The organism is Enterobacter sp. MGH 24, from assembly GCF_000493015.1.
In the GTDB taxonomy this organism is placed as follows: Bacteria; Pseudomonadota; Gammaproteobacteria; order Enterobacterales; family Enterobacteriaceae; genus Enterobacter.
Map to the genome: position 1 here is coordinate 3,062,023 of NZ_KI535657.1, position 22,857 is coordinate 3,084,879.

A 22,857-nucleotide genomic window follows, 5' to 3' on the forward strand; every position below is an offset into this window, starting at 1 on the left:
TGGGCGCCTTGACGTACCTGGTTTTGCCAGTTATGGTGCCCTTCGTGCGCTAAGCATATTACGATTTCTTTTACCTGTAGACCTGATTATCATGGACAAATTTGACGCTAATCGCCGCAAACTGCTGGCGTTAGGTGGCGTTGCGCTTGGCGCAGCGGCCATCTTGCCGACGCCAGCATTTGCCACCCTCTCGACACCTCGTCCGCGAGTTTTAACGCTCAACAATCTTCATACCGGTGAGTCGCTAAAAGCGGAGTTTTTCGATGGCAGAGGCTATATTCAGGATGAATTAGCAAGACTTAACCATTTTTTCCGTGATTTCCGCGCGAATAAAATAAAAGCCATCGACCCAGGACTGTTTGACCAGATTTTCCGCCTTCAGGGCCTGCTGGGCACCAGCAAGCCGGTGCAGCTCATTTCTGGCTATCGCTCGATTGATACCAATAATGAACTGCGCGCCCACAGTCGCGGGGTAGCGAAAAAAAGCTATCACACGAAGGGACAGGCAATGGATTTCCATATTGAAGGCGTTTCGTTAGCCAATATTCGCAAAGCCGCGTTATCTATGCGCGCAGGTGGTGTAGGATATTACCCCAGCAGCAACTTTGTGCACATTGATACCGGTCCGGTTCGGCACTGGTAATAACGAAACACAGGAGCAGTATGAACTATCGTATTATTCCGGTTACCGCGTTCTCCCAGAATTGTTCATTGATCTGGTGCGAACAGACTAAACTGGCCGCGCTTGTCGATCCCGGCGGTGACGCTGAGAAAATCAAGCAGGAAGTCGCCGACAGCGGCGTGACGCTCATGCAGATTTTACTGACGCATGGTCACCTCGACCATGTGGGTGCAGCGGCTGAACTGGCTGAACACTATGGTGTGCCTGTGATAGGCCCGGAAAAAGAAGATGAGTTCTGGCTGCAGGGGTTACCCGCCCAAAGCCGCATGTTTGGTCTTGATGAGTGTCAGCCCCTGACGCCCGACGCTTACCTGAACGAAGGAGAGCGCGTTAACGTAGGGAATGTGACTTTACAGGTGTTGCATTGTCCTGGACATACGCCAGGCCATATCGTCTTCTTTGATGACCAGTCCCGTCTGCTGATTTCCGGCGATGTGATCTTCAAAGGTGGTGTAGGACGCAGCGATTTTCCGCGCGGCGACCACGGGCAGCTGATTCAGTCGATTAAACAAAAGTTATTGCCGCTGGGTGATGACGTTACGTTTATCCCTGGGCACGGTCCGATGTCGACGCTGGGCTATGAACGGCTCCATAACCCGTTCCTTCAGGATGAAATGCCTGTCTGGTAACCAGAATAAAAAAAAGCCTGCATAACGCAGGCTTTTTTATGGGCGCAAATTACAGTACGGCGACAATCGCTTCGCACAGTGGCGCCATGTTGTCAGGCGTCATGCCTGCAACGTTCACGCGGCCAGACGCGACGGCGTACACGCCAAACTCTTCACGCAGACGCAGAACCTGCTCTTTGGTCAGGCCGCTGAACGAGAACATGCCGTTCTGTTTGATGATAAAGCTGAAGTCGCGGTCCGCGCCTTTCTCAGCCAGGGTGTTCACAAACAGCAGGCGCATGCGCTGAATACGCTGACGCATATCGTTCAGCTCTTGTTCCCAGATAGCGCGCAGCGCATCGTTGCTCAGGATAGTGGCAACAACAGACGCACCGTGTGCCGGTGGGTTAGAGTAGTTCGCGCGGATAACCGATTTCATCTGGCTGAACGCACGATCGACGGTCTCTTCGTTTGCCGCGACCAGCGTACAGGCACCTACGCGCTCATTGTACAGACCGAAGTTCTTGGAGTAAGAGCTTGCGACAATCAGCTCCTGATGCACGGCTGCGAACGCGCGCAGGCCTTCGGCATCTTCTTCCAGACCACGGGCGAAGCCCTGATAGGCGAAGTCAAACAGCGGCAGCCAGCCTTTTTCTACGGACAGCTTCGCCAGGTGTTCCCACTGCTCAAGCGTCGGATCGATACCGGTTGGGTTGTGGCAGCAGCCGTGGAACAGCACCACGTCACCCGCCTGCGCTTCGCTCAGGCTCGCCAGCAGGCCGTCAAAGTCGAGAGAGTGGTTTGCCGCATCGTAGTAAGCATATTCACGTACTTCCAGACCCGCAGAGTTAAACACGCTCTTGTGGTTCGGCCAGCTTGGGTTGCTTACCCATACGCGCTTGACAGAGGTGTTTTTCGCCAGGAAATCCGCCGCCACGCGCAGCGCACCGGTACCGCCTGGGGTCTGTGCTGTACGGGCACGTTTGTTACTCACAATTGTACTGCCTTTACCGAACAGCAGCTCCTGGGTGCAGCGACCAAATTCAGGGATACCATCAATACCGAGGTAGTTTTTGGTGGTTTCGTTTTCCAGCAGATACTGCTCAGCTTTCTTAACGCTGGTCAGTACCGGAGTTTTGCCGGTTTCATCTTTATATACACCAATACCCAGGTTGATTTTGCCTGGGCGGTCGTCGGCACGAAACAGATCGGCCAGGCCCAGAATAGGGTCGGCAGGAGCGGCGGTAATGTTCTCAAACATGACGAAGTTCCATTGTGATTACAGAAGTGAAATCCGCTATCAGGTTAACGGTAGATTTACAAAATGCCAACCGTTTGCGACGAAAAGCGTGCGGCTTTTCAAAAGTCGCCATTATTTTCTGTCACGCATAAAAAAACAGGGCCGAAGCCCTGTTCATTAAGCATATAACAAAGTGGTGTTCTGATTAGAACTGGTAAGTCACACCTACAGCAGCCATATCGTCGTTGCCGTTCAGGCCGCCAACGGTTTGCGCGTAGTCTGTGTCTTTGTCCAGCAGGTTGATGTAGTAATCAGCCCACACGTTGAAGTTTTTGTTGAAGTAGTAAGTTGCGCCAACCTGGATGAATTTAGCCAGATCTGCATCGCCACCTTTGAAGGTGCCTTTAGAGTTGGTCACGCCAGCCAGGTCTTTACCTTTGGTCTGCACGTAGGAGATTGCTGGACGCAGGCCGAAATCGAACTGGTACTGAGCAACAACTTCAAAGTTCTGCGTTTTGTTAGCAAAGCCAGCATCGCCATCAGAACCGGTACGGGTGGTGTTACGGGTTTCAGCATAGGTGGTTGCCAGGTAGATGTTGTTGGCGTCGTATTTCAGACCCAGACCCCATGCTTCAGCTTTGTCGCCTTCACCGTCAGCTTTCTGATTCAGAGTACGGTTAGCGTTGCTGTAAGATGCGATTGCACCGAAGCCTTCGCCGAAATCGTAGCCCAGGGAGTAGCCTACGCCATCACCGTTAGCAGTTTTAACGTCAGTACGGTCGTTTTTGCCCTGGTACTGAACGCCCAGGCTCAGACCGTCAACCAGACCGAAGAAGTTGCTGTTACGGTAGGTCAGCAGACCGGTGCTGCGGCTGGTCATAAAGTTATCAACATAGTTACCGCCCCAGGTCATACCAGAGAAGGACGGTGCCATATCGGTGTAAGATTCTACGTCGTAAACGATACCGTAGTTACGACCGTAGTCGATGCTGCCAGCGTCGCCCGCTTTCAGACCCGCAAATGCCAGACGGTTTTTGTTAGTCTGAGCACCACCTTCAGCCTGGCTGGCCACGAAACGGTATTCCCACTGGCCGTAACCGGTCAGCTGGTCGTTGATCTGCGTTTCGCCTTTGAAACCGATCTGCGCGTAGGTAGCGTCGTTATTGTTGGTGTTATCACCGGAAGTCACGAAATCGTGCTCGGCGTTAACTTTACCGTAGAAGTCCAGTTTGTTGCCGTTCTTGTTATAGATTTCTGCAGCGTTAGCTGCACCGGCTACCAGCAGGGCAGGGATTACCACTGCCAGAATATTGCGCTTCATCATTATTTATTACCCTCATTGGTTTTTTTATGACACTCGCCACTGCCGTCAATAAATTCTGTCAATAAATATTTCCGGAACTATTGATGAGAGTTTGGTGTCTTTATGTATCTGACAGGCATCTTTCCATTCGGCGAAGCGTTTCGCTAGCCTGAAAGTGCTACAATTCTCAAGATTAAGTAACTGAAAGAAAATATATGTAACTAAATGTGTATTTTTTGGAACTTTGTGAACCACCTCAAACTTCAGACCTCTCTGGCGAATTAAACGGCAGGACCTATCCTATATATATGAATTGCTTATGATTAATTGAGATAAAGGTGATTCATATAAACAGACGTTAAACGACTCTTTTTTTCTTATGACCGCAAAAAGACTTCTGGATGGCTGTAAAAGCGGTTGAAATTTGTGCTATCGCTTGAGGATGTAATAATCGCAATAAGAATAGGGTTTATTTTTTGTGGCTGGATGTTTCGCGGAAACAAAACGTAACAGGTAGTGGTTGTGACGGGGTGAAGGTTTAAAGACGCTGACTTTACGCTGACGAAAACTGACAATACAGAATAAAATAATGGCCAGCATAAGCTGGCCATTTTAGTCTTGTATCGATTAGAAGCTGGCGTTACGTGGAGTACGTGGGAACGGGATCACGTCGCGTACGTTCTGAACACCGGTAACGTAGGCGATCAGACGCTCAAAGCCCAGACCAAAACCGGCGTGCGGTACGGTACCGTAACGACGCAGATCGCGGTACCAGCTGTAGTCAGCCGGGTTGAGCCCCATCTCTTCCATACGTGCGTCCAGCACGTCAAGACGCTCTTCACGCTGAGAGCCACCGATGATTTCACCAATGCCCGGCGCCAGTACGTCCATCGCCGCCACGGTTTTACCGTCTTCGTTAAGGCGCATATAGAAGGCCTTAATGTCTTTCGGGTAGTTTTTAACGACAACCGGCGCTTTGAAATGCTTCTCGGCCAGATAGCGTTCGTGCTCAGACGCCAGGTCAACGCCCCAGTAAACCGGGTTCTCAAACTTCTCACCGCATTTCTCGAGGATCGCCACCGCGTCGGTGTAGTCCACCTGCGCAAAATCGGCAGAGACGAAGCGTTCAAGACGAGCTACTGCGTCGCTGTCTACGCGCTCGGCGAAGAATTTCATGTCGTCCGGACGCTCTTCCAGTACCGCTTTGAACACATACTTCAGCATCGCTTCCGCCAGACCCGCAACATCGTCCAGGTCAGCGAACGCCACTTCAGGCTCCAGCATCCAGAATTCCGCCAGGTGACGGCTGGTGTTGGAGTTTTCGGCGCGGAAGGTTGGGCCAAAGGTGTAGATTTTAGACAGCGCACAGGCGTACGTTTCGCCGTTGAGCTGACCAGACACCGTCAGGAAGGCTTCTTTACCAAAGAAGTCTTTGTCATAGTCCACTTTACCTTCTGGCGTGCGCGGCAGGTTTTCCATGTCCAGCGTCGAGACGCGGAACATCTCGCCCGCACCTTCCGTATCGGACGCGGTGATCAGCGGGGTAGAGACCCAGAAGTAACCCTGCTCGTCGAAGAAACGATGCAGCGCCTGCGCCAGCGTATGACGCACGCGCGCCACCGCACCAATCAGGTTGGTACGCGGACGCAGGTGGGCGACTTCACGCAGATATTCGATGCTGTGACGTTTTGCCGCCATCGGATAGGTGTCCGGATCTTCAACCCAGCCGGTGACTTCAATCGCAGAAGCCTGAATTTCGAAGCTCTGGCCCTGACCCGGTGATGCCACAACCACGCCGGTAACAATCACGGAACAGCCCGTTGTCAGGTGCAGAACGTCATCATTGTAATTGGGCAGAGAATTATTAATGACGGCCTGTACAGGATCAAAGCAGGAACCGTCATAGACGGCAAGGAAGGAGATGCCAGCTTTAGAATCTCGGCGGGTACGCACCCATCCGCGCACGGTGACTTCCTGGTCAACGGCGACACGGCCCTGGAGTACGTCGGCTACAGGCACAACGCTCATAATATTCTCTCTGTTAATAGTCGGAAAAAATAAACACTTGTCCACCCTAATGGGGGGATATCTATGTTACCTGCCATCCGCTATCAGACAAGTAAATTTCGCAGTCAAAAGAGAAGAATTGAGAAATAAATAAGGAGAAGGGAGCCATGAAGGCTCCCGTAAGCACTTAACTGGCTTTTTTGATCTGGGGAAGATCGAACGCTTTGCGCAATGCGCGGACAAACGCTTTGTCATGGCAGATGGTTTTACCCGGGCTGTCGGAGAGTTTTGCCACCGGCTTACCGTTACATTCCACCAGTTTGATGACGATATTCAGAGGTTTTACCTGAGGAATATCGCAGGTCAGACGGGTACCAATTCCGAAACTCAGGTTCACCCGGGTGTTGAAATGGCGATAGAGTTCGACCGCTTTCGCCAGGTCGAGATTATCCGAGAAGACCAGCACCTTGCTCATCGGATCGATGCCGAGTTTCTCGTAATGGGCAATGGCCTTCTCGCCCCATTCAACCGGATCCCCGGAGTCGTGGCGTAACCCCTGGTAACGTTCTGCGAACTCGGGACCAAAGTCGCGCAGGAAGGCATCCATCGTAATACAGTCGGTGAGGGCGATCCCGAGCTGATTCGGGTACTCCTCAAGCCATGCGGCAAGCGCCGCGCGCTGGCTGTTAGCCAGATCGGGGCTGATCTGCTGATGCGCCTGGAACCACTCGTGCGCCTGGGTGCCCATTGGCGTCAGGCTGAGGCGGCGTGCCAGATCGTAGTTGCTGGTGCCCACAAACCACGGTTCCCGCTGCAGACGTTTAACGATGGCCTCCTGAACGTCACGCGAGAAACGGCGACGCGTGCCAAAGTCCATCAGGCGGAAGCGGGACATGTCCAGCCCTTCTGTCAGGGTTGAGAAGGCAGTGAGTTTATTTTCCAGCGCGGCGACCGCCTGCTCGACGCCGGTTTCCGGCGAACGGTAGCGGTGAGCCAGCTCACTGATTACCGCCAGAAGCGGCACTTCCCACATGATCACTTCCCGCCACGGCCCTTCAAGGCGAATATCCAGCTTGCCGTTATCGTTAAGCACGGTGACCTGCTCCGGCTTATAGCGGAAATCACGCAGCCAGTTCAGGTAGTCGGCTTTGAAGAAAGGCAGGCCAGAAAGCCACTGATATTCCTCGTCCTGCAGCGTCAGATGCTGCATAGCATTGACCTGTTCACGAATGGCGTCTGCGTAGATACCAAGCAAGTCGTCGCCACGACAGCGGAATTCCGCCGCGACGTGAACGTCATAGTAATGGTGGAAAACGGCTTGCTGCATATGCAGTTTATACGCGTCGGTATCCAGCAACGTATGCAGAACTGGAGAAGCGAATTGAGTCATAGGTGCGCAGTAGCATCCTCTCACAGGAGCGTTTAGTACAATAAACAACTCCGGAGTATACCTTGTTTAGTGATTTATTGAACCCCGATCACAACATAAGCGCGTTTTATGGTCGAGGGCATTTTGTGCCCCGTGTTATACAAATGTAGCAAAAAAAGGTTTTGACCCTGAAAAGATGAACATTCTGCATAGCGCGTTTTGCGCAACAGGAATATATTGAAACGTTACTCGACAAACGATGCATAAGGTTTTCTATGACACAACAGCCACAAGCCAAATACCGCCACGACTACCGTGCGCCGGATTACCTGATTAGCGAAATCGATCTGACTTTTGACCTGGATGCCACTAAAACCGTTGTCACGGCGGTGAGCCAGGTGACGCGCCACAGCGCAACTGCGGTGCCGCTGCGTCTGGATGGTGAAGACCTGACGCTGGTCTCCCTGCATATTAATGATGAAGCCTGGTCAGACTATAAAGAAGAAAACAACCAGCTGGTCATCGACAACCTGCCGGAACAGTTTACGCTGCGCATCGTGAATGAAATCAGCCCGGCCGCCAACACCGCGCTGGAAGGGCTTTACCAGTCAGGCGTGGCGCTGTGTACCCAGTGTGAAGCGGAAGGGTTCCGCCACATTACGTGGTATCTCGACCGTCCGGACGTCCTGGCGCGCTTCACCACCAAAATCATCGCCGATAAAACCCTGTATCCCTTCCTGCTCTCCAACGGTAACCGCGTAGGCGAAGGCGAGCTGGAGAATGGCCGTCACTGGGTGCAGTGGCAGGATCCCTTCCCGAAACCGTGCTACCTTTTTGCGCTGGTGGCGGGGGATTTCGACGTGCTGCGCGACACCTTTAAAACGCGCTCAGGCCGCGAGGTGGCGCTGGAGCTGTTTGTTGACCGCGGCAACCTTGACCGCGCGCCGTGGGCAATGACCTCCCTCATCAACTCCATGAAGTGGGACGAGGAGCGCTTCGGCCTCGAATATGACCTCGACATCTATATGATCGTCGCCGTTGATTTCTTCAACATGGGCGCAATGGAGAACAAAGGCCTTAACGTCTTTAACTCTAAATACGTGCTGGCGCGTACCGATACCGCAACAGACAAAGACTACCTGGATATCGAACGCGTCATCGGCCACGAATATTTCCACAACTGGACCGGTAACCGCGTCACCTGCCGCGACTGGTTCCAGCTGAGCCTGAAAGAGGGCCTGACCGTCTTCCGCGATCAGGAGTTCAGCTCCGATCTGGGTTCACGCGCGGTGAACCGTATCAACAACGTGCGCACCATGCGCGGCCTGCAGTTTGCGGAAGATGCCAGCCCAATGGCGCACCCGATCCGCCCGGATAAAGTCATCGAGATGAACAACTTCTACACCCTGACGGTGTACGAGAAGGGCGCTGAAATTATCCGCATGATCCACACCCTGCTGGGTGAGGAGAACTTCCAGAAAGGGATGCAGCTGTACTTCGAGCGTCATGACGGCAGCGCGGCCACCTGCGACGATTTTGTGCAGGCGATGGAAGATGCCTCTAACGTCGATCTCTCTCACTTCCGCCGCTGGTACAGCCAGGCCGGTACGCCAGTTGTCACCGTCAAAGACGATTACAATCCGGAAACCGAGCAGTACACTCTGACCATCAGCCAGCGCACGCCGCCGACGGCGGAGCAGGAAGAGAAATATCCGCTGCACATTCCGTTCAGCATTGAGCTGTACGATAACGAAGGCAAAGTTATCCCACTTCAGAAGGGCGGTCACCCGGTACACCACGTGCTGAACGTGACCCAGGCCGAGCAGACCTTTATCTTCGATAACGTCTACTTCCAGCCGGTGCCTGCGCTGCTGTGCGAATTCTCCGCGCCGGTGAAGCTGGAGTACAAGTGGAGCGATCAGCAGCTGACGTTCCTGATGCGCCACGCGCGTAACGACTTCTCCCGCTGGGATGCGGCGCAAAGCCTGCTGGCGACCTACATTAAGCTCAACGTAAACCGTCATCAGCAGGGCCAGCCGCTGTCGCTGCCTGTCCATGTGGCTGATGCGTTCCGCGCGATCCTGCTGGATGAGAAGATTGACCCAGCGCTGGCCGCTGAAATTCTGACCCTGCCGTCAGCGACTGAAATCGCCGAGTTGTTTGATATCATTGACCCGATTGCCATCGTGGCGGTGCGTGAAGCGCTGACCCGTACGCTGGCTGCAGAACTGGCCGATGAGTTCCTGGCCATTTATAACGCCAATAAGCTTGACGCGTATCGCGTTGAGCACGCGGACATTGGTAAACGTTCTCTGCGCAATACCTGCCTGCGCTATCTGGCGTTTGGTGAAACCGAGCTGGCGAACACCCTGGTGAGCAAGCAGTATCACGAAGCGGATAACATGACCGACGCGCTGGCCGCGCTGGGTGCAAGCGTTGCCGCCGAACTGCCGTGCCGTGATGCGCTAATGCAGGAGTACGACGACAAGTGGCATCAGGATGGCCTGGTGATGGACAAGTGGTTCATCCTGCAGGCGACCAGCCCGGCGGCCGATGCGCTCAGCAACGTGCGCAGCCTGCTGAAGCATCGTTCCTTTACCCTGAGCAACCCAAACCGCGTGCGTTCTCTGATTGGCGCGTTTGCCAGCAGCAACCCGGCGGCGTTCCACGCCGAAGACGGCAGCGGTTATCAGTTCATGGTGGAAATGCTGACCGAGCTGAACAGCCGTAACCCGCAGGTGGCGTCCCGCCTGATTGAGCCGCTGATCCGTCTGAAACGCTACGATGCGAAGCGTCAGGCGAAGATGCGTGCCGCGCTTGAGCAGCTGAAAGGGCTGGAAAACCTGTCTGGTGATTTGTACGAGAAGATTGCTAAGGCCTTAGCGTAATAAAAGTTAACCCTCCCTCTCCCTGTGGGAGAGGGCCGGGGTGAGGGCATCAGGCATTAGCCTTAGCTCGCTGTAACTCCGTGCCCCCGCGCTTCATCACCCGATCCAACACCTCAGCTTCCAGCTCCGCCAGTCTTGCCGAGCCCACGCGACGAGGCCGCGGAAGATCCACCGTCAGATCCAGACCTATTTTTCCGTCCTCTATTAACAGCACCCGGTCAGCCATCGCGACGGCTTCGCTCACGTCATGCGTTACCAGCAGTACCGTAAAACCGTGCGCCTGCCACAGGGATCCAATCAAATCCTGCATTTCGATCCGCGTCAGGGCGTCGAGCGCGCCGAGCGGTTCATCAAGCAACAGCAGGCCCGGACGGTGAATCAATGCCCGCGCGAGCGCCACGCGCTGCTTCTGTCCTCCCGAGAGGGCTGCAGGCCATTCACCCGCACGATTTTCCAGCCCAACGGCGGCCAGCGCCTGGCGGGCCTCATCCCGCCAGTTGCCCTTCAGACCGAGCCCGACATTGTCGATAACCGTCTTCCACGGCAGCAGGCGCGCATCCTGAAACATCATGCGGGTATCGTCCTGAATCTTCGAAAGCGGCGTCGTTCCTGCCAGAATGTCACCGCCGTTGGGGACTTCCAGTCCGGCCAGAAGGCGTAGCAGGGTACTCTTGCCGCCGCCGCTGCGCCCGACAACGGCCACAAATTGTCCTGCGGGAATATGCAGATCCAGCCCGTTAAGAATGGTGTTATCGCCGTAGCGTTTGGTCACGCCGTTCAGCAGTAACGGTGTTCCCTGGTTCAGTCGTGCTGTATTCATGCTTTCGCCTCCTGAAGGGTGTAGGCCGGGTTCCAGCGCAGCCAGCTGCGCTCCAGCCACTGGGCGCTGACGTCGGCGAGTTTGCCGAGCAGGGCATACAGAATGATGGCAACCACCACCACGTCCGTTTGCAGGAACTCGCGGGCGTTCATCGCCAGATAGCCAATGCCGGAGTTGGCCGAGATGGTCTCCGCCACAATCAGCGTCAGCCACATCAGGCCGAGCGCAAAACGCACCCCGACCATAATGGAGGGCAGGGCGCCCGGCAGAATTACGTGAATAAAGAGGGAAAAACCCGATAAGCCGTAGCTTCGCGCCATCTCAACCAGACCGCGATCGATATTGCGGATGCCGTGCCAGGTGTTGATGTAGATCGGAAACAATGTGCCCAGCGCCACGAGGAAGATCTTGGCGCTCTCATCAATACCAAACCACAGGATAACCAGCGGGATCAGCGCCAGATGCGGCACGTTGCGCAGCATCTGTATAGACGTATCCAGCAGCCGCTCACCCCAGCGGGAAAGGCCGCTGATCAAGCCCAGAACCAGACCGATGCTGCCGCCGATGGAAAACCCAATCACGGCGCGCCAGGAGCTGATCGCCAGATGCTGCCACAGCTCGCCGCTCACGCTCAGCGACCAGAACGCTTCTACAACGCCCTCCGGGGAGGGCAGAATACGGCTCGACAGCCAGCCGGTGGACGACGCGAGCTGCCAGAGTGCCACAATGCCGACGGGTAAAAACCACGGCGCGGCGCGCAGCAGCCATTTTTGTGAGGTGGCAGACATGGTCACTCCTTAGCTCTGTGCGGCTTTGCGTGGAATAAACTCGTTCGCCACGGCTTCGCCCTGAAGCTGAAGCCGCTGCGGCTGCGGAATTTCCGGAATGGCAACATCCAGATGCGGGAACAACAGCTCGCCCACCTTGTACGCCTCTTCGAGATGCGGATAGCCGGAGAGAATAAAGCTGTCGATACCCAGCTCTGCGTATTCATTAATCCGGGCGGCTACGGTCGGTCCGTCGCCGACCAGCGCCGTGCCCGCACCGCCGCGCACCAGGCCGACGCCCGCCCACAGGTTCGGGCTGATCTCCAGGTTCTCGCGCTTGCCGTTGTGCAGGGACGCCATTCGGTGCTGTCCGACGGAGTCGGTTTTGGCAAACGCGGCCTGGGCTTTGGCGATGGTCTCATCGTCCAGGTGGGAGATCAGGCGGTCGGCGGCCTGCCAGGCTTCTTCATTGGTTTCGCGCACAATCACGTGCAGGCGAATGCCGAAGCGCACCTTGCGGCCATGGGCGGCCGCCTTAGCGCGGACCTGGGCAATTTTTTCTTTCACCAGTTCAGGCGGTTCGCCCCAGGTCAGATAGAGATTGACCTGCTCTGCCGCCAGATCCTGGGCCACATCCGACGATCCGCCAAAATAGAGCGGCGGGCGCGGCTGCTGCACCGGCGGGAAGTAGAGTTTCGCGTCGCGAACGTGAATGTGCTTGCCTTCGAAGGTGACGGTTTCCCCTTCCAGCAGGCGTCGCCAGACGCGGGTGAACTCGGCGGAGGCTTCATAGCGCTCGGTGTGGTCGAGGAACACGCCGTCGCCTGCCAGCTCCTGCGGATCGCTGCCCGTCACCAGGTTAAACAGGGCGCGACCGTTAGAGAGTCTGTCCAGGGTTGCCGCCTGACGCGCCGCCACGGTGGGGGAGACAACGCTCGGACGTAGCGCAACCAGGAACTTCAGACGTTGGGTGACCGGGATCATCGACGCGGCCACCAGCCAGGCATCTTCACATGAACGTCCGGTCGGGATCAGTACCCCGGTGAAACCGATTCGGTCCGCTGCCTGCGCAATCTGCTGCAGGTAGCCATGGTCAACCGGGCGCGAGCCCTCTTCTGTACCAAGATAGTGTCCATCACCGTGGGTGGGTAAAAACCAGAAAAGATTCAGACTCATGATTTAGCTCCTTCTTTGCCTGCGGGCTGCCAGATGCGTTCGCGAATAGTGACCTGTTTTGGTACCAGGTGGTTTTGATAGAAGAGGTCAGCCGTTTGTTGCTGAAGCGCGGCGACGTGCGCGTCCACGGGAGTAATGGTGGTCGGCGGACGGTGGTTGAGATAGCTCGCGATCACCGGCTCAGGTAAGCCCATGGTTTTCGCCAGCAGGGCAATACTCTCCTGGCGCTGGGTCTGGGTCAGCGCATCGGCCTGGGTAAAGGTATCCAGCACGCCCTGAATAAATGCGCCGTTCTTTTCTGCATAAGGACGCGCGGCCAGATAGAACGAGCCGGTCTGCTTCAGCGTGGTACCGTCTTTCAGCACGCGAACGCCGCCCTGCAGTAATGCGGCGGAGTAGTACGGATCCCAGATGGCCCAGGCATCAACGTTCTTCTGCTGGAACGCGGCGCGCGCGTCGGCAGGCGTCAGGTAAACAGGCTGAATGTCAGTGAACTTGAGCCCGGCTTCTTGCAGGGCGCGCAGCAGCAGGTTGTGTGAGCTGGAGCCTTTCTGGAAAGCTACTTTATGCCCTTTGAGATCGGCGACGCTTTTAATGTCGCTGTTTTCAGGCACCAGAATCACTTCGGCCTTCGGTTTGGGCGGCTCAACGCCAACATAGACGAGGTCCGCTCCCGCCGCCTGGGCGAATATAGGCGGAATATCACCCGTGCTGCCGAGATCGATACTGCCAACGTTCAGGGCTTCGAGCATCTGCGGGCCAGCCGGGAACTCCACCCAGGAAAATTTGGTGTCCGGGAAGCGTTTTTCCAGAAGCTGGTGGCTTTTCGCCAGCACCATGCTGACGCTGCCTTTCTGGTAGCCAATGCGTAAACGTTCCGGAGCCGTTTCTGCGGCATGGGCCAGCGAGGTAAGCGCCATCAGACCTGCCAGGCCGATGCGGGTTAACGTTTTAAACATGTGCGACTCCTTGAGGCTGACCAAACGCCGGCGCCTGGATATCCCTGCGGTGCAGAGCATGCCAGAAGGTTTCCAGGGCAGTATCGAGGCGGGTTTGCAGGTTCGGCGTAAAGTGAGGCTTGTGCTGATAATCGATAACCTGGGAGTCATCTGCGAAAACGCCGTGGAGGATCTCCTGCGCTTTCAGCGCGTTCAGCACCGGCTTCAGGGCATAATCCACGGCCAGTAAATGGGCAACCGTACCGCCCGTTGCCAGCGGCAGCACGACTTTGCCGTCCAGGGCGCGTTCCGGAAGCAGATCGAGCAGGGTTTTCAGCGCCCCGGAAAAAGAGGCTTTATAAATGGGCGTTGCCACAATTAAGCCGTCAGCGCCGTTAAGCTGCTCGATGAGCGTTTTCAGCGCAGGGCTGTCGAAACGGGCATAGAGCAGATCTTCAGGTTCGAAGTTATGCAGGTTCCAGTGGCACACTTCCACATCCAGGGCATTGAGTTTTTCGCGGGCATATTCCAGCAGGGCGCTGGAGCGCGAAGGGAATCGTGGACTTCCGGCCAGGGTAATGACGCGCATACTTCCTCCTTATAACCAATTGTTTGCTTTTATCTAACATTCATAACAATTTTCAGGAGTGTGACACCGCGCGGTTATTCCACTAAATGATTTATCTGCAATTAAAATGCGAAAAAGTGCATAAGAAATACACGGGAAGGTAAACGATTGCGTTTTGCGCTGATTTTTTGCCGCAGGTCAATTCCCTTTCTCGCGTGGATCGCCCATAATCCCCTCCCGGTTTGCACACCGGGAATCCAGGAGAGTTCATGTACTACCCCTTCGTTCGTAAAGCCCTTTTCCAGCTCGACCCTGAGCGCGCTCATGAATTTACATTTCAGCAATTACGTCGTATTACCGGAACGCCTCTGGCCGCTCTGGTGCGTCAGAATGTGCCGGAAAAACCTGTGCAGTGCATGGGTCTGACCTTTAAAAATCCGCTGGGTCTGGCGGCGGGTCTGGACAAAAATGGCGAGTGCATTGATGCCCTGGGCGCGATGGGCTTTGGCTCCATTGAAATCGGTACCGTCACGCCGCGCCCGCAGCCGGGAAATGACAAGCCGCGCCTGTTCCGCCTGGTCGAAGCCGAAGGGCTGATCAACCGCATGGGCTTTAATAACCTCGGTGTTGATCACCTTGTTGAGAACGTAAAAAAAGCCCATTTCGACGGGATATTAGGCATGAATATCGGCAAAAATAAAGACACGCCGGTCGAGCAGGGTAAAGATGACTATCTGATTTGTATGGAAAAAGTCTACGCCTATGCCGGTTATATTGCGGTGAATATTTCTTCACCCAATACCCCGGGGCTGCGTTCCTTACAATATGGCGAAGCGCTGGACGATCTTCTGAGCGCCATTAAAAATAAGCAAAATGAACTCCAGACGATCCACCATAAATATGTTCCGGTCGCGGTTAAGATCGCCCCGGATCTTTCTGCCGAAGAATTGATCCAGGTTGCCGACAGTTTGGTTCGCCATAATATTGATGGTGTGATTGCAACCAATACCACCCTCGATCGTTCCCTCGTGCAGGGAATGAAAAACTGTGACGAAGCGGGTGGGTTAAGTGGACGTCCGGTACAATTAAAAAGCACCGAAATTATTCGCGCCCTGTCTGCGGAATTAAAAGGACGTCTGCCGATTATTGGCGTCGGCGGCATTGACTCAGTGATTGCTGCACGCGAGAAGATGGCGGCGGGTGCGTCACTGGTGCAAATCTATTCCGGCTTTATTTTTAAAGGACCGCCGCTGATTAAAGAAATCGTTACTCATATCTAATCTTTTCTCCTAATCAGACAACCAGGGCTTTATTTCCAGCCCTGGTTGTTTTATATTCCGTCACTGTTGCTTATTTAGTCATTATAGTCTTTTATTAATGGTGTTATAAACGAAGCGGCGATCAGGACATTTTTAGTACAGGACGTTTGGGGACGGGAGAGACACATGCGAATTAAACCTGACGATAACTGGCGCTGGTATTTTTGCGACGAGCATGACCGAATGATGCTCGATTTAGCCAATGGCATGTTGTTTCGTTCTCGTTTTGCCCGCCGAATGTTAACCCCGGACGCGTTTTCCCCGTCGGGCTTTTGCGTTGACGATGCGGCGCTTTATTTCTCTTTTGAAGAAAAATGCCGCGATCTGGTGCTTTCTAAAGAGCAGCGTGCCGAGCTGGTATTAAATGCGCTGGTGGCTATCCGCTTCCTGAAACCGCAAATGCCAAAAAGCTGGCATTTTCTCGCGCACGGTTTGAGCTGGACCCCGGCAACGGGTGACGCTGCCAGCGTCAATCTGAGCGATACCGCAGAAGAGGTGAGCCTGCTTGTGGTTGAGCCTGGCGAAAATGCTGCGCTCTGCCTGCTGGCGCAGCCCGGCGTAACCATTGCCGGGCGGACGATGCAGCTTGGCGATGCCATTAAAGTGATGAACGACAGGCTGAAGCCGCAGCTGCGTGTAGATTCCTTCAGCCTTGAACAGGCGGTTTAAGCTTCCAGCTGTACGGACGTTTTCGGTATGCAGCTACAGCACAGAATTGTGCCGTCATTTCCAATTGCCGATTTTTTCAGCGCACTGACCTCGCCATCCACCAGCTTGATGCGGCAGCATCCGCAAATGCCTGCGCGACAGGAATAGGGTACGCGAATACCTGCCTGCTCCAGTTGCTCAAGCAATACCTGCTGGTTATTGCCGCGGATGACGTTGCCCTGCCAGTGAATATCTACCGCCGAGGCAACGTTCGTCACAACGTCGACCATTTCTTCTTCCTGACCTGAGCCGTACACTCTTGCAGGCCCGCGGGCAAGGATCTCTACCTCATCACCGACGCGGATTGCGCCGCTGGAGCGCGGGATCAGGTTCTGGCCGAAATCCACATCGCCGTTGTCCTGCGCGGTGCGGAACGACTGCAGCGTCTTCAGCGGTTCGCCGGAAGGGTGCTTCTGGCCTTTCTCAGGGCTCACCGTGGTGAAAATACAGCGACTGCATGGCTTCACCACGTCGAAAATCACGCTACCGATGCGGATCACTTTCCAGGTGTCTTCGTCCCAGGCGTCGGCACCCGTGACCACCAGGTTCGGACGAAACTGTTCCATCTGGACGCTGGCTTTGCAGCGGCGCTGTAAATCACGCAGCGAGGCTTCGTTAGTCAGCAGAAACGGGAAGCCATCGGCGAAGGAGAGGGGAACGGCGTCATGGCGCTTCACGCGACGCGTCGGTTCAGGCCCAACCCAGCGCAGCTGCACGTCGCGGGAGAAGAAACCGCTCAACCAGCGGTTAATTTCATCCGGGGCGATGCGCGCGGTAAAATGATTGCCCCACACTTCCGTTGGCGCATCGACAGGCGCAAAATCAGCAAAGCGGATAATCGCGCTGGAGCCGTCCGGCGCGGTCAGATGCAACCCGTCATGAAGCGGGGAAGGGGTAAAGCGAACCATCTGCGGGAACTGGCGTGCTGTAATGAACGTGCCGTCAGGCTCGGTGACCATAAAAATACGATCGAAGGCGAATCCGCTCATGTCGGCCAGCGCGTGAGAGACGCCGATACCGCGCATGGATTTCACCGGATGAATAAAAAGCCTGGATAACGTCGCCACTGCACACTCCCACAAATGAAAATAAGCCTTCAACTTTATGACATACACGCCATATTAGCTATAATGCGCGACAATTTTCTAAGAGTAAAAGTGACGATATGAATTCTCTGTTTGCCAGTACGGCCCGTGGGCTGGAAGAGCTGTTAAAAACTGAACTGGAAAGCCTGGGCGCACAAGAGTGTCAGGTGGTTCAGGGTGGTGTCCATTTTGAGGGCGACACGCGGCTTATTTACCAGAGCCTGATGTGGAGCCGTCTGGCGTCGCGCATCATGCTGCCGATGAAGGAGTGCAAGGTCTATAGCGACCTGGACCTCTATACCGGCGTACAGATGATCGACTGGACAGAGATCTTCACGCCAAATGCCACCTTTGCGGTGCATTTCAACGGCGTAAACGACGAGATCCGCAACAGCCAGTACGGTGCCCTGCGCGTAAAAGACGCCATTGTGGACTGCTTCACGCGTAAAAATAAGGAGCGTCCGAACGTCGATCGCGAAAATCCGGATCTGCGTATTAACGTCTGGCTGAACGGCGACACGGCGAGTATTTCTCTCGATCTGAGCGGCGCGGGCCTGCACCTGCGCGGCTACCGCGATCGCACCGGTATGGCGCCAATTAAAGAAACGCTGGCCGCCGCCATCGTCATGCGCTCCGGCTGGCAGCCGGGCACGCCGCTGCTCGATCCGATGTGTGGTTCCGGTACGTTGCTGATTGAAGCGGCCATGCTGGCAACCGACCGCGCGCCGGGCCTGCATCGTGGTCACTGGGGCTTTAAAGGCTGGGCACAGCACGATGAAGCGCTCTGGAAAGAGGTCAAAGACGACGCGCAAACCCGCGCGCGTAAAGGTCTGGCGGAGTACACCTCCCACTTCTACGGTTCGGACAGCGACCCGCGCGTAATCGAACGCGCGCGCAGCAACGCCCGTCGCGCCGGTATTGGCGAGCTGGTCACCTTCGAGGTGAAAGACGTGGCGAACCTGACCAACCCGCTGCCAAAAGGCCCGTACGGTACCGTGATCAGCAACCCGCCATACGGCGAGCGTCTGGACAGCGAACCGGCGCTGATTGCCCTGCATAGCCTGCTGGGCCGCAATATGAAGGATTACTTCGGCGGCTGGAATCTCTCCCTATTTAGCGCCTCGCCGGAACTGCTGAGCTGCCTGCAGCTGCGTGCCGATCGCCAGTTTAAGGCGAAAAACGGCCCGCTGGACTGCGTGCAGAAAAACTACCATCTGGCAGAGAAAGCGGCGGACAGCAAGCCGTCCGGCGTGGCGGAAGATTACGCCAACCGCCTGCGCAAGAATCTGAAGAAATATGAGAAGTGGGCCAGGCAGGAAGGGATTGAATGCTACCGCCTGTACGACGCCGACCTGCCGGAGTACAACGTGGCGGTTGACCGCTACGCGGACTGGGTGGTGATTCAGGAATATGCGCCACCGAAAACCATTGATGCGCAAAAAGCGCGTCAGCGCATGCTGGATGTGATTGCGGCGACCATCGCCGTGCTCGGCATTGCGCCAAACAAGCTGGTGCTGAAAACCCGCGAGCGTCAGAAAGGGAAAAATCAGTACCAGAAGATGGGTGAAAAGGGTGACTTCATTGAAGTGGGCGAATACAACGCTCGCCTGTGGGTGAACCTGACCGACTATCTGGATACCGGCCTGTTCCTCGACCACCGTATCGCCCGTCGCATGCTGGGTCAGATGAGCAAGGGCAAAGATTTCCTCAACCTGTTCTCCTATACCGGCAGTGCGAGCGTGCATGCGGGTCTGGGCGGCGCGCGGAGCACCACCACGGTGGATATGTCCCGCACCTATCTGGAATGGGCTGAGCGCAACCTGCGTCTTAACGGTTTAACCGGACGTCAGCACCGCCTGATGCAGGCTGATGTGCTGGGCTGGCTGCGTGATACCGACGAGCAGTTCGATCTGATCTTTATCGATCCGCCGACCTTCTCCAACTCCAAGCGTATGGAGGATAGCTTTGACGTACAACGCGATCACCTGCGCCTGATGACCGACCTGAAGCGTCTGCTGCGCAAGGGCGGCACCATTATGTTCTCGAACAACAAACGCGGCTTCCGTATGGATCATGACGGTTTAGCAGCCCTGGGACTGCAAGCACAAGAAATCAGCCAAAAAACGCTGTCTCAGGACTTTGCCCGTAACCGTCAAATTCATAACTGCTGGTTGATTACCGCGGTCTGAAAGGAAAAATAAATGTCATTAATTAGCATGCACGGCGCGTGGCTCTCTTTCAGCGACTCGCCGCTTCTCGATAATGCAGAGCTGCATATCGAAGATAACGAGCGCGTCTGTCTGGTGGGCCGTAACGGCGCGGGTAAATCCACGCTGATGAAAATCCTCAACCGCGAACAGGGGCTGGATGACGGCCGCATCGTTTACGAGCAGGATCTGATCGTCTCTCGCCTCCAGCAGGACCCGCCGCGTCACGTGACCGGCAGCGTTTACGATTTCGTGGCGGAAGGCATTTCTGAGCAGGCCGAATACCTGAAGCGCTATCACGAGATTTCGCATCTGGTGATGACCGATCCGAGCGACAAAAACCTCAACGAACTGGCGAAAGTGCAGGAGATGCTCGATCACCACGGTCTGTGGCAGCTTGAAAACCGCATTAACGAGGTTCTGGCCCAGCTTGGTCTGGAAGCGGACATGGAGCTGTCGGCACTCTCCGGCGGCTGGTTGCGTAAAGCGGCCCTGGGCCGCGCGCTGGTCAGCGGGCCGAAGGTGCTGCTGCTGGACGAACCAACGAACCACCTGGATATCGAAGCGATTGACTGGCTGGAAGGTTTCCTGAAAACCTTCAGCGGCACCATCATCTTTATCTCGCACGACCGTTCGTTTATTCGCAACATGGCGACGCGTATTGTCGATCTCGACCGCGGCAAGCTGGTCACCTATCCTGGCGATTACGACACCTATCTGCTGGAGAAAGAAGAAAACCTGCGCGTGGAAGAGCTGCAGAATGCGGAGTTCGACCGCAAGCTGGCGCAGGAAGAGGTGTGGATCCGCCAGGGCATCAAGGCCCGCCGCACCCGTAACGAAGGCCGCGTGCGCGCGCTGAAGGCAATGCGCCGTGAGCGCAGCGAACGCCGTGAAGTGATGGGCAGCGCGAAGATGCAGGTGGAAGAAGCGTCCCGTTCCGGCAAGATTGTCTTCGAAATGGAAAACGTCAACTATCAGGTTGATGGCAAAGTGCTGGTGAAAGATTTCTCCGCCCAGGTTCAGCGCGGCGACAAAATTGCCCTTATCGGCCCGAACGGCTGCGGTAAAACCACGCTGCTGAAGCTGATGCTGGGCCAGCTGCAGGCCGACAGCGGCCGCATTCACTGCGGGACTAAGCTGGAAGTGGCCTACTTCGACCAGCACCGCGCGGAGCTGGATCCGGACCGCACGGTGATGGATAACCTCGCCGAAGGTAAGCAAGAGGTGATGGTAAACGGCAAGCCGCGCCACGTGCTGGGCTATCTGCAGGACTTCCTGTTCCATCCGAAACGTGCAATGACCCCGGTGCGTGCGTTGTCAGGCGGGGAGCGAAATCGTCTGCTGCTGGCGCGTTTGTTCCTGAAACCAAGTAACCTGTTGATTCTCGATGAACCAACGAACGACCTGGATGTCGAAACGCTGGAACTTCTCGAAGAACTGATTGACGGTTATCAGGGGACCGTGATGCTGGTTAGCCACGATCGTCAGTTTGTTGATAACACCGTGACAGAATGCTGGATCTTCGAAGGTGAAGGGCGAGTTGGACAGTACGTAGGCGGTTATCACGATGCAAAAGGGCAGCAATCGCAGTCTCTGGCGCAGAAACAGTCAAAGTCCAAAACGAGTTCTGAACCTGCTGTAACAAAAGCAGAAACTGTCAAGAAAACCTCGGCTAAACTAAGTTATAACCTGCAGCGCGAACTGGAGGGGCTACCTCAGCGTCTGGAAGAGCTGGAGGCCGCGCTTGAGGATCTGCAAAAACAGGTTGCTGATGCGTCATTCTTTACCCAATCGCATGACTATACTCAGAAAGTACTGTCAGAACTGTCCGCGGCTGAAAAAGCCCTGGAAGAAGCATTTGAGCGCTGGGAGTACCTTGAGTCTCTGAAGAACGGCGCATAAACAGGGATAACATATGTGTGACCAGCACCATGCCGACAGGCATATTTTATGCTCGCAATGCGATATGCTCGTGGCGTTGCCAGAGCTTGGTCACGGACATAAAGCCCTGTGTCCACGTTGCGGTGCGACGTTGACAACCGAGTGGGACGCGCCGCGGCAGCGTCCCACTGCTTACGCCCTGGCAGCATTGTTCATGCTGCTACTCTCTAATCTCTTCCCCTTTATCTATATGAAGGTGGGGGGGATAACCAGCCAGGTTGATTTGCTTGAAATTCCGGGCGTAATGTTTTCGGAAGATTACGCCAGCCTCGGCACCTTTTTTCTCCTGTTTGTCCAGATAGTCCCGGCTTTTTGCCTGGTCGTTATCCTTTTGCTGGTTAACCGCGTCAGGATGCCGGCATCGCTGAAAATCCGGCTCGCGCGTATCCTTTTTCAGCTCAAAAGCTGGGGCATGGCCGAGATCTTTCTGGCGGGCATTCTGGTCAGTTTCGTTAAGCTGATGGCGTACGGCGATGTGGGGATTGGCAGCAGCTTTATTCCGTGGTGCCTTTACTGTGTCCTGCAGCTGCGCGCATTCCAGTGCGTGGACAGGCGCTGGGCCTGGGATGACATCGCCCCGGCACCGACGCTGGCGCAGACGGTGAAGGTCGGCGTGCCCGGTATTCGTCAGGGGCTGCGTTCTTGCCCGTGCTGCACCGCCGTGCTTCCCGCCGATCTCGACGTTTGTCCGCGCTGCGAAACGAAAGGTCACGTACGCCGTAAAAATAGCCTGCAGTGGACGATGGCGCTGCTGGTCACGTCCATCATGCTGTATCTGCCGGCCAATATTCTGCCGATCATGATCACCGATTTACTCGGCGACAAAATGCCCTCGACGATCCTCGCCGGGGTGATATTGCTCTGGGGCGAGGGTTCTTATCCGGTCGCCGGGGTAATTTTTATCGCCAGTATTATGGTGCCAACTTTAAAAATGATCGCCATTGCCTGGCTCTGCTGGGATGCGAAAGGTCATGGAAAACGCGACAGCGAACGCATGCACCTGATTTATGAAGTGGTCGAGTTTGTCGGACGCTGGTCAATGATTGACGTGTTTGTCATCGCCGTTCTCTCTGCACTGGTGCGGATGGGCGGTTTGATGAGTATTTATCCCGCGATGGGGGCTTTAATGTTTGCACTGGTTGTGATTATGACCATGTTTGCGGCCATGACCTTCGACCCTCGTTTATCGTGGGATCGTGAGCCTGAATCAAGCCATGAGGAAGAGTAAGAG

18 protein-coding genes are annotated in these 22,857 nt (G+C 55.4%); 8 read left to right on the top strand and 10 right to left on the bottom strand.

What is annotated here, in order from left to right; all coding sequences use genetic code 11:
* The first annotated feature begins 91 nt into the window (after positions 1-91).
* Positions 92-643, top strand: a complete 552-nt coding sequence (locus L370_RS07590; protein WP_023335137.1) for a peptidoglycan L,D-endopeptidase MepK — start codon at positions 92-94, stop codon at positions 641-643.
* 20 nt (positions 644-663) lie between these two features.
* Positions 664-1,311: an MBL fold metallo-hydrolase gene (locus L370_RS07585; protein WP_023335138.1), complete on the top strand. Its 648-nt coding sequence runs from the start codon at positions 664-666 to the stop codon at positions 1,309-1,311.
* Positions 1,312-1,360: 49 nt separating this feature from the next.
* On the opposite strand, the gene L370_RS07580 is transcribed toward L370_RS07585, so the two are convergent.
* The 4 genes from L370_RS07580 to pncB form a co-directional block, all read right to left on the bottom strand.
* Positions 1,361-2,551 (bottom strand): amino acid aminotransferase, encoded by a 1,191-nt coding sequence (locus tag L370_RS07580; RefSeq protein WP_023335139.1) that lies wholly within the window; start codon positions 2,549-2,551, stop codon positions 1,361-1,363.
* A gap of 184 nt (positions 2,552-2,735) precedes the next feature.
* Positions 2,736-3,854: a porin gene (locus L370_RS07575; protein WP_023335140.1), complete on the bottom strand. Its 1,119-nt coding sequence runs from the start codon at positions 3,852-3,854 to the stop codon at positions 2,736-2,738.
* A 606-nt stretch (positions 3,855-4,460) separates the two neighbouring features.
* Positions 4,461-5,861 carry an asparagine--tRNA ligase gene (asnS, locus tag L370_RS07570; protein ID WP_023335141.1) on the bottom strand — a complete coding sequence of 467 codons (1,401 nt, stop codon included), beginning with the start codon at positions 5,859-5,861 and terminating at the stop codon, positions 4,461-4,463.
* 166 nt (positions 5,862-6,027) lie between these two features.
* Positions 6,028-7,230 (bottom strand): nicotinate phosphoribosyltransferase, encoded by a 1,203-nt coding sequence (pncB, locus tag L370_RS07565; RefSeq protein WP_023335142.1) that lies wholly within the window; start codon positions 7,228-7,230, stop codon positions 6,028-6,030.
* A 254-nt stretch (positions 7,231-7,484) separates the two neighbouring features.
* Between pncB and pepN the strand changes: the two genes are divergently transcribed.
* Complete coding sequence (pepN, locus tag L370_RS07560; RefSeq protein ID WP_023311014.1) at positions 7,485-10,097, top strand: aminopeptidase N; 2,613 nt, start codon at positions 7,485-7,487, stop codon at positions 10,095-10,097.
* A 49-nt stretch (positions 10,098-10,146) separates the two neighbouring features.
* Here pepN and ssuB read toward each other — a convergent pair whose 3' ends face one another.
* Genes ssuB through ssuE form a run of 5 tightly spaced genes read right to left on the bottom strand, consistent with a single transcriptional unit; the run spans position 10,147 to position 14,387 of the window.
* On the bottom strand, positions 10,147-10,917 hold the full coding sequence (ssuB, locus tag L370_RS07555) for an aliphatic sulfonates ABC transporter ATP-binding protein (RefSeq protein WP_023335143.1): 771 nt from the start codon (positions 10,915-10,917) through the stop codon (positions 10,147-10,149).
* Entirely contained in the window at positions 10,914-11,705 is a 792-nt protein-coding gene (gene ssuC, locus L370_RS07550) for an aliphatic sulfonate ABC transporter permease SsuC (RefSeq protein ID WP_023311016.1), read from the bottom strand. The genes ssuB and ssuC overlap by 4 nt, the downstream gene beginning before the upstream one ends.
* 9 nt (positions 11,706-11,714) lie before the next feature.
* Positions 11,715-12,860 carry an FMNH2-dependent alkanesulfonate monooxygenase gene (ssuD, locus tag L370_RS07545; protein WP_023335144.1) on the bottom strand — a complete coding sequence of 382 codons (1,146 nt, stop codon included), beginning with the start codon at positions 12,858-12,860 and terminating at the stop codon, positions 11,715-11,717.
* Entirely contained in the window at positions 12,857-13,819 is a 963-nt protein-coding gene (locus L370_RS07540; RefSeq protein ID WP_023335145.1) for a sulfonate ABC transporter substrate-binding protein, read from the bottom strand. The genes ssuD and L370_RS07540 overlap by 4 nt, the downstream gene beginning before the upstream one ends.
* Positions 13,812-14,387 (bottom strand): NADPH-dependent FMN reductase, encoded by a 576-nt coding sequence (gene ssuE / locus L370_RS07535; protein ID WP_023335146.1) that lies wholly within the window; start codon positions 14,385-14,387, stop codon positions 13,812-13,814. The genes L370_RS07540 and ssuE overlap by 8 nt, the downstream gene beginning before the upstream one ends.
* Before the next feature lie 248 nt (positions 14,388-14,635).
* Between ssuE and pyrD the strand changes: the two genes are divergently transcribed.
* Both pyrD and zapC read left to right on the top strand, forming a co-directional pair.
* The gene (gene pyrD, locus L370_RS07530; protein ID WP_023335147.1) at positions 14,636-15,646 is read left to right on the top strand and encodes a quinone-dependent dihydroorotate dehydrogenase; all 1,011 of its coding nucleotides are present in this window, start codon (positions 14,636-14,638) and stop codon (positions 15,644-15,646) included.
* A 165-nt stretch (positions 15,647-15,811) separates the two neighbouring features.
* Positions 15,812-16,354 carry a cell division protein ZapC gene (gene zapC, locus L370_RS07525; RefSeq protein ID WP_023335148.1) on the top strand — a complete coding sequence of 181 codons (543 nt, stop codon included), beginning with the start codon at positions 15,812-15,814 and terminating at the stop codon, positions 16,352-16,354.
* Here zapC and L370_RS07520 read toward each other — a convergent pair.
* Entirely contained in the window at positions 16,351-17,460 is a 1,110-nt protein-coding gene (locus tag L370_RS07520; RefSeq protein WP_023335149.1) for a YcbX family protein, read from the bottom strand. The genes zapC and L370_RS07520 overlap by 4 nt on opposite strands.
* 98 nt (positions 17,461-17,558) lie before the next feature.
* Here L370_RS07520 and rlmKL point away from each other — a divergent pair, with 98 nt between their 5' ends.
* Genes rlmKL through pqiA form a run of 3 tightly spaced genes read left to right on the top strand, consistent with a single transcriptional unit; the run spans position 17,559 to position 22,854 of the window.
* Positions 17,559-19,667, top strand: coding sequence for a bifunctional 23S rRNA (guanine(2069)-N(7))-methyltransferase RlmK/23S rRNA (guanine(2445)-N(2))-methyltransferase RlmL (gene rlmKL, locus L370_RS07515; RefSeq protein ID WP_023335150.1), 2,109 nt, complete (start codon positions 17,559-17,561; stop codon positions 19,665-19,667).
* 12 nt (positions 19,668-19,679) lie between these two features.
* Complete coding sequence (locus L370_RS07510; RefSeq protein ID WP_023335151.1) at positions 19,680-21,587, top strand: ABC transporter ATP-binding protein; 1,908 nt, start codon at positions 19,680-19,682, stop codon at positions 21,585-21,587.
* Positions 21,588-21,600: 13 nt separating this feature from the next.
* A complete protein-coding gene (gene pqiA / locus L370_RS07505) occupies positions 21,601-22,854 on the top strand; it encodes a membrane integrity-associated transporter subunit PqiA (protein ID WP_023335152.1) in 1,254 nt (417 codons plus the stop codon).
* Positions 22,855-22,857 lie beyond the last annotated feature (3 nt).

Bases quoted from the DNA above. Each gene is read 5' to 3' on its own strand.
- L370_RS07590 (WP_023335137.1), top strand. From the start codon at position 92: ATGGACAAATTTGACGCTAATCGCCGCAAACTGCTGGCGTTAGGTGGC.
- L370_RS07585 (WP_023335138.1), top strand. From the start codon at position 664: ATGAACTATCGTATTATTCCGGTTACCGCGTTCTCCCAGAATTGTTCA.
- L370_RS07580 (WP_023335139.1), bottom strand. From the start codon at position 2,551: ATGTTTGAGAACATTACCGCCGCTCCTGCCGACCCTATTCTGGGCCTG.
- L370_RS07575 (WP_023335140.1), bottom strand. From the start codon at position 3,854: ATGATGAAGCGCAATATTCTGGCAGTGGTAATCCCTGCCCTGCTGGTA.
- asnS (WP_023335141.1), bottom strand. From the start codon at position 5,861: ATGAGCGTTGTGCCTGTAGCCGACGTACTCCAGGGCCGTGTCGCCGTT.
- pncB (WP_023335142.1), bottom strand. From the start codon at position 7,230: ATGACTCAATTCGCTTCTCCAGTTCTGCATACGTTGCTGGATACCGAC.
- pepN (WP_023311014.1), top strand. From the start codon at position 7,485: ATGACACAACAGCCACAAGCCAAATACCGCCACGACTACCGTGCGCCG.
- ssuB (WP_023335143.1), bottom strand. From the start codon at position 10,917: ATGAATACAGCACGACTGAACCAGGGAACACCGTTACTGCTGAACGGC.
- ssuC (WP_023311016.1), bottom strand. From the start codon at position 11,705: ATGTCTGCCACCTCACAAAAATGGCTGCTGCGCGCCGCGCCGTGGTTT.
- ssuD (WP_023335144.1), bottom strand. From the start codon at position 12,860: ATGAGTCTGAATCTTTTCTGGTTTTTACCCACCCACGGTGATGGACAC.
- L370_RS07540 (WP_023335145.1), bottom strand. From the start codon at position 13,819: ATGTTTAAAACGTTAACCCGCATCGGCCTGGCAGGTCTGATGGCGCTT.
- ssuE (WP_023335146.1), bottom strand. From the start codon at position 14,387: ATGCGCGTCATTACCCTGGCCGGAAGTCCACGATTCCCTTCGCGCTCC.
- pyrD (WP_023335147.1), top strand. From the start codon at position 14,636: ATGTACTACCCCTTCGTTCGTAAAGCCCTTTTCCAGCTCGACCCTGAG.
- zapC (WP_023335148.1), top strand. From the start codon at position 15,812: ATGCGAATTAAACCTGACGATAACTGGCGCTGGTATTTTTGCGACGAG.
- rlmKL (WP_023335150.1), top strand. From the start codon at position 17,559: ATGAATTCTCTGTTTGCCAGTACGGCCCGTGGGCTGGAAGAGCTGTTA.
- L370_RS07510 (WP_023335151.1), top strand. From the start codon at position 19,680: ATGTCATTAATTAGCATGCACGGCGCGTGGCTCTCTTTCAGCGACTCG.
- pqiA (WP_023335152.1), top strand. From the start codon at position 21,601: ATGTGTGACCAGCACCATGCCGACAGGCATATTTTATGCTCGCAATGC.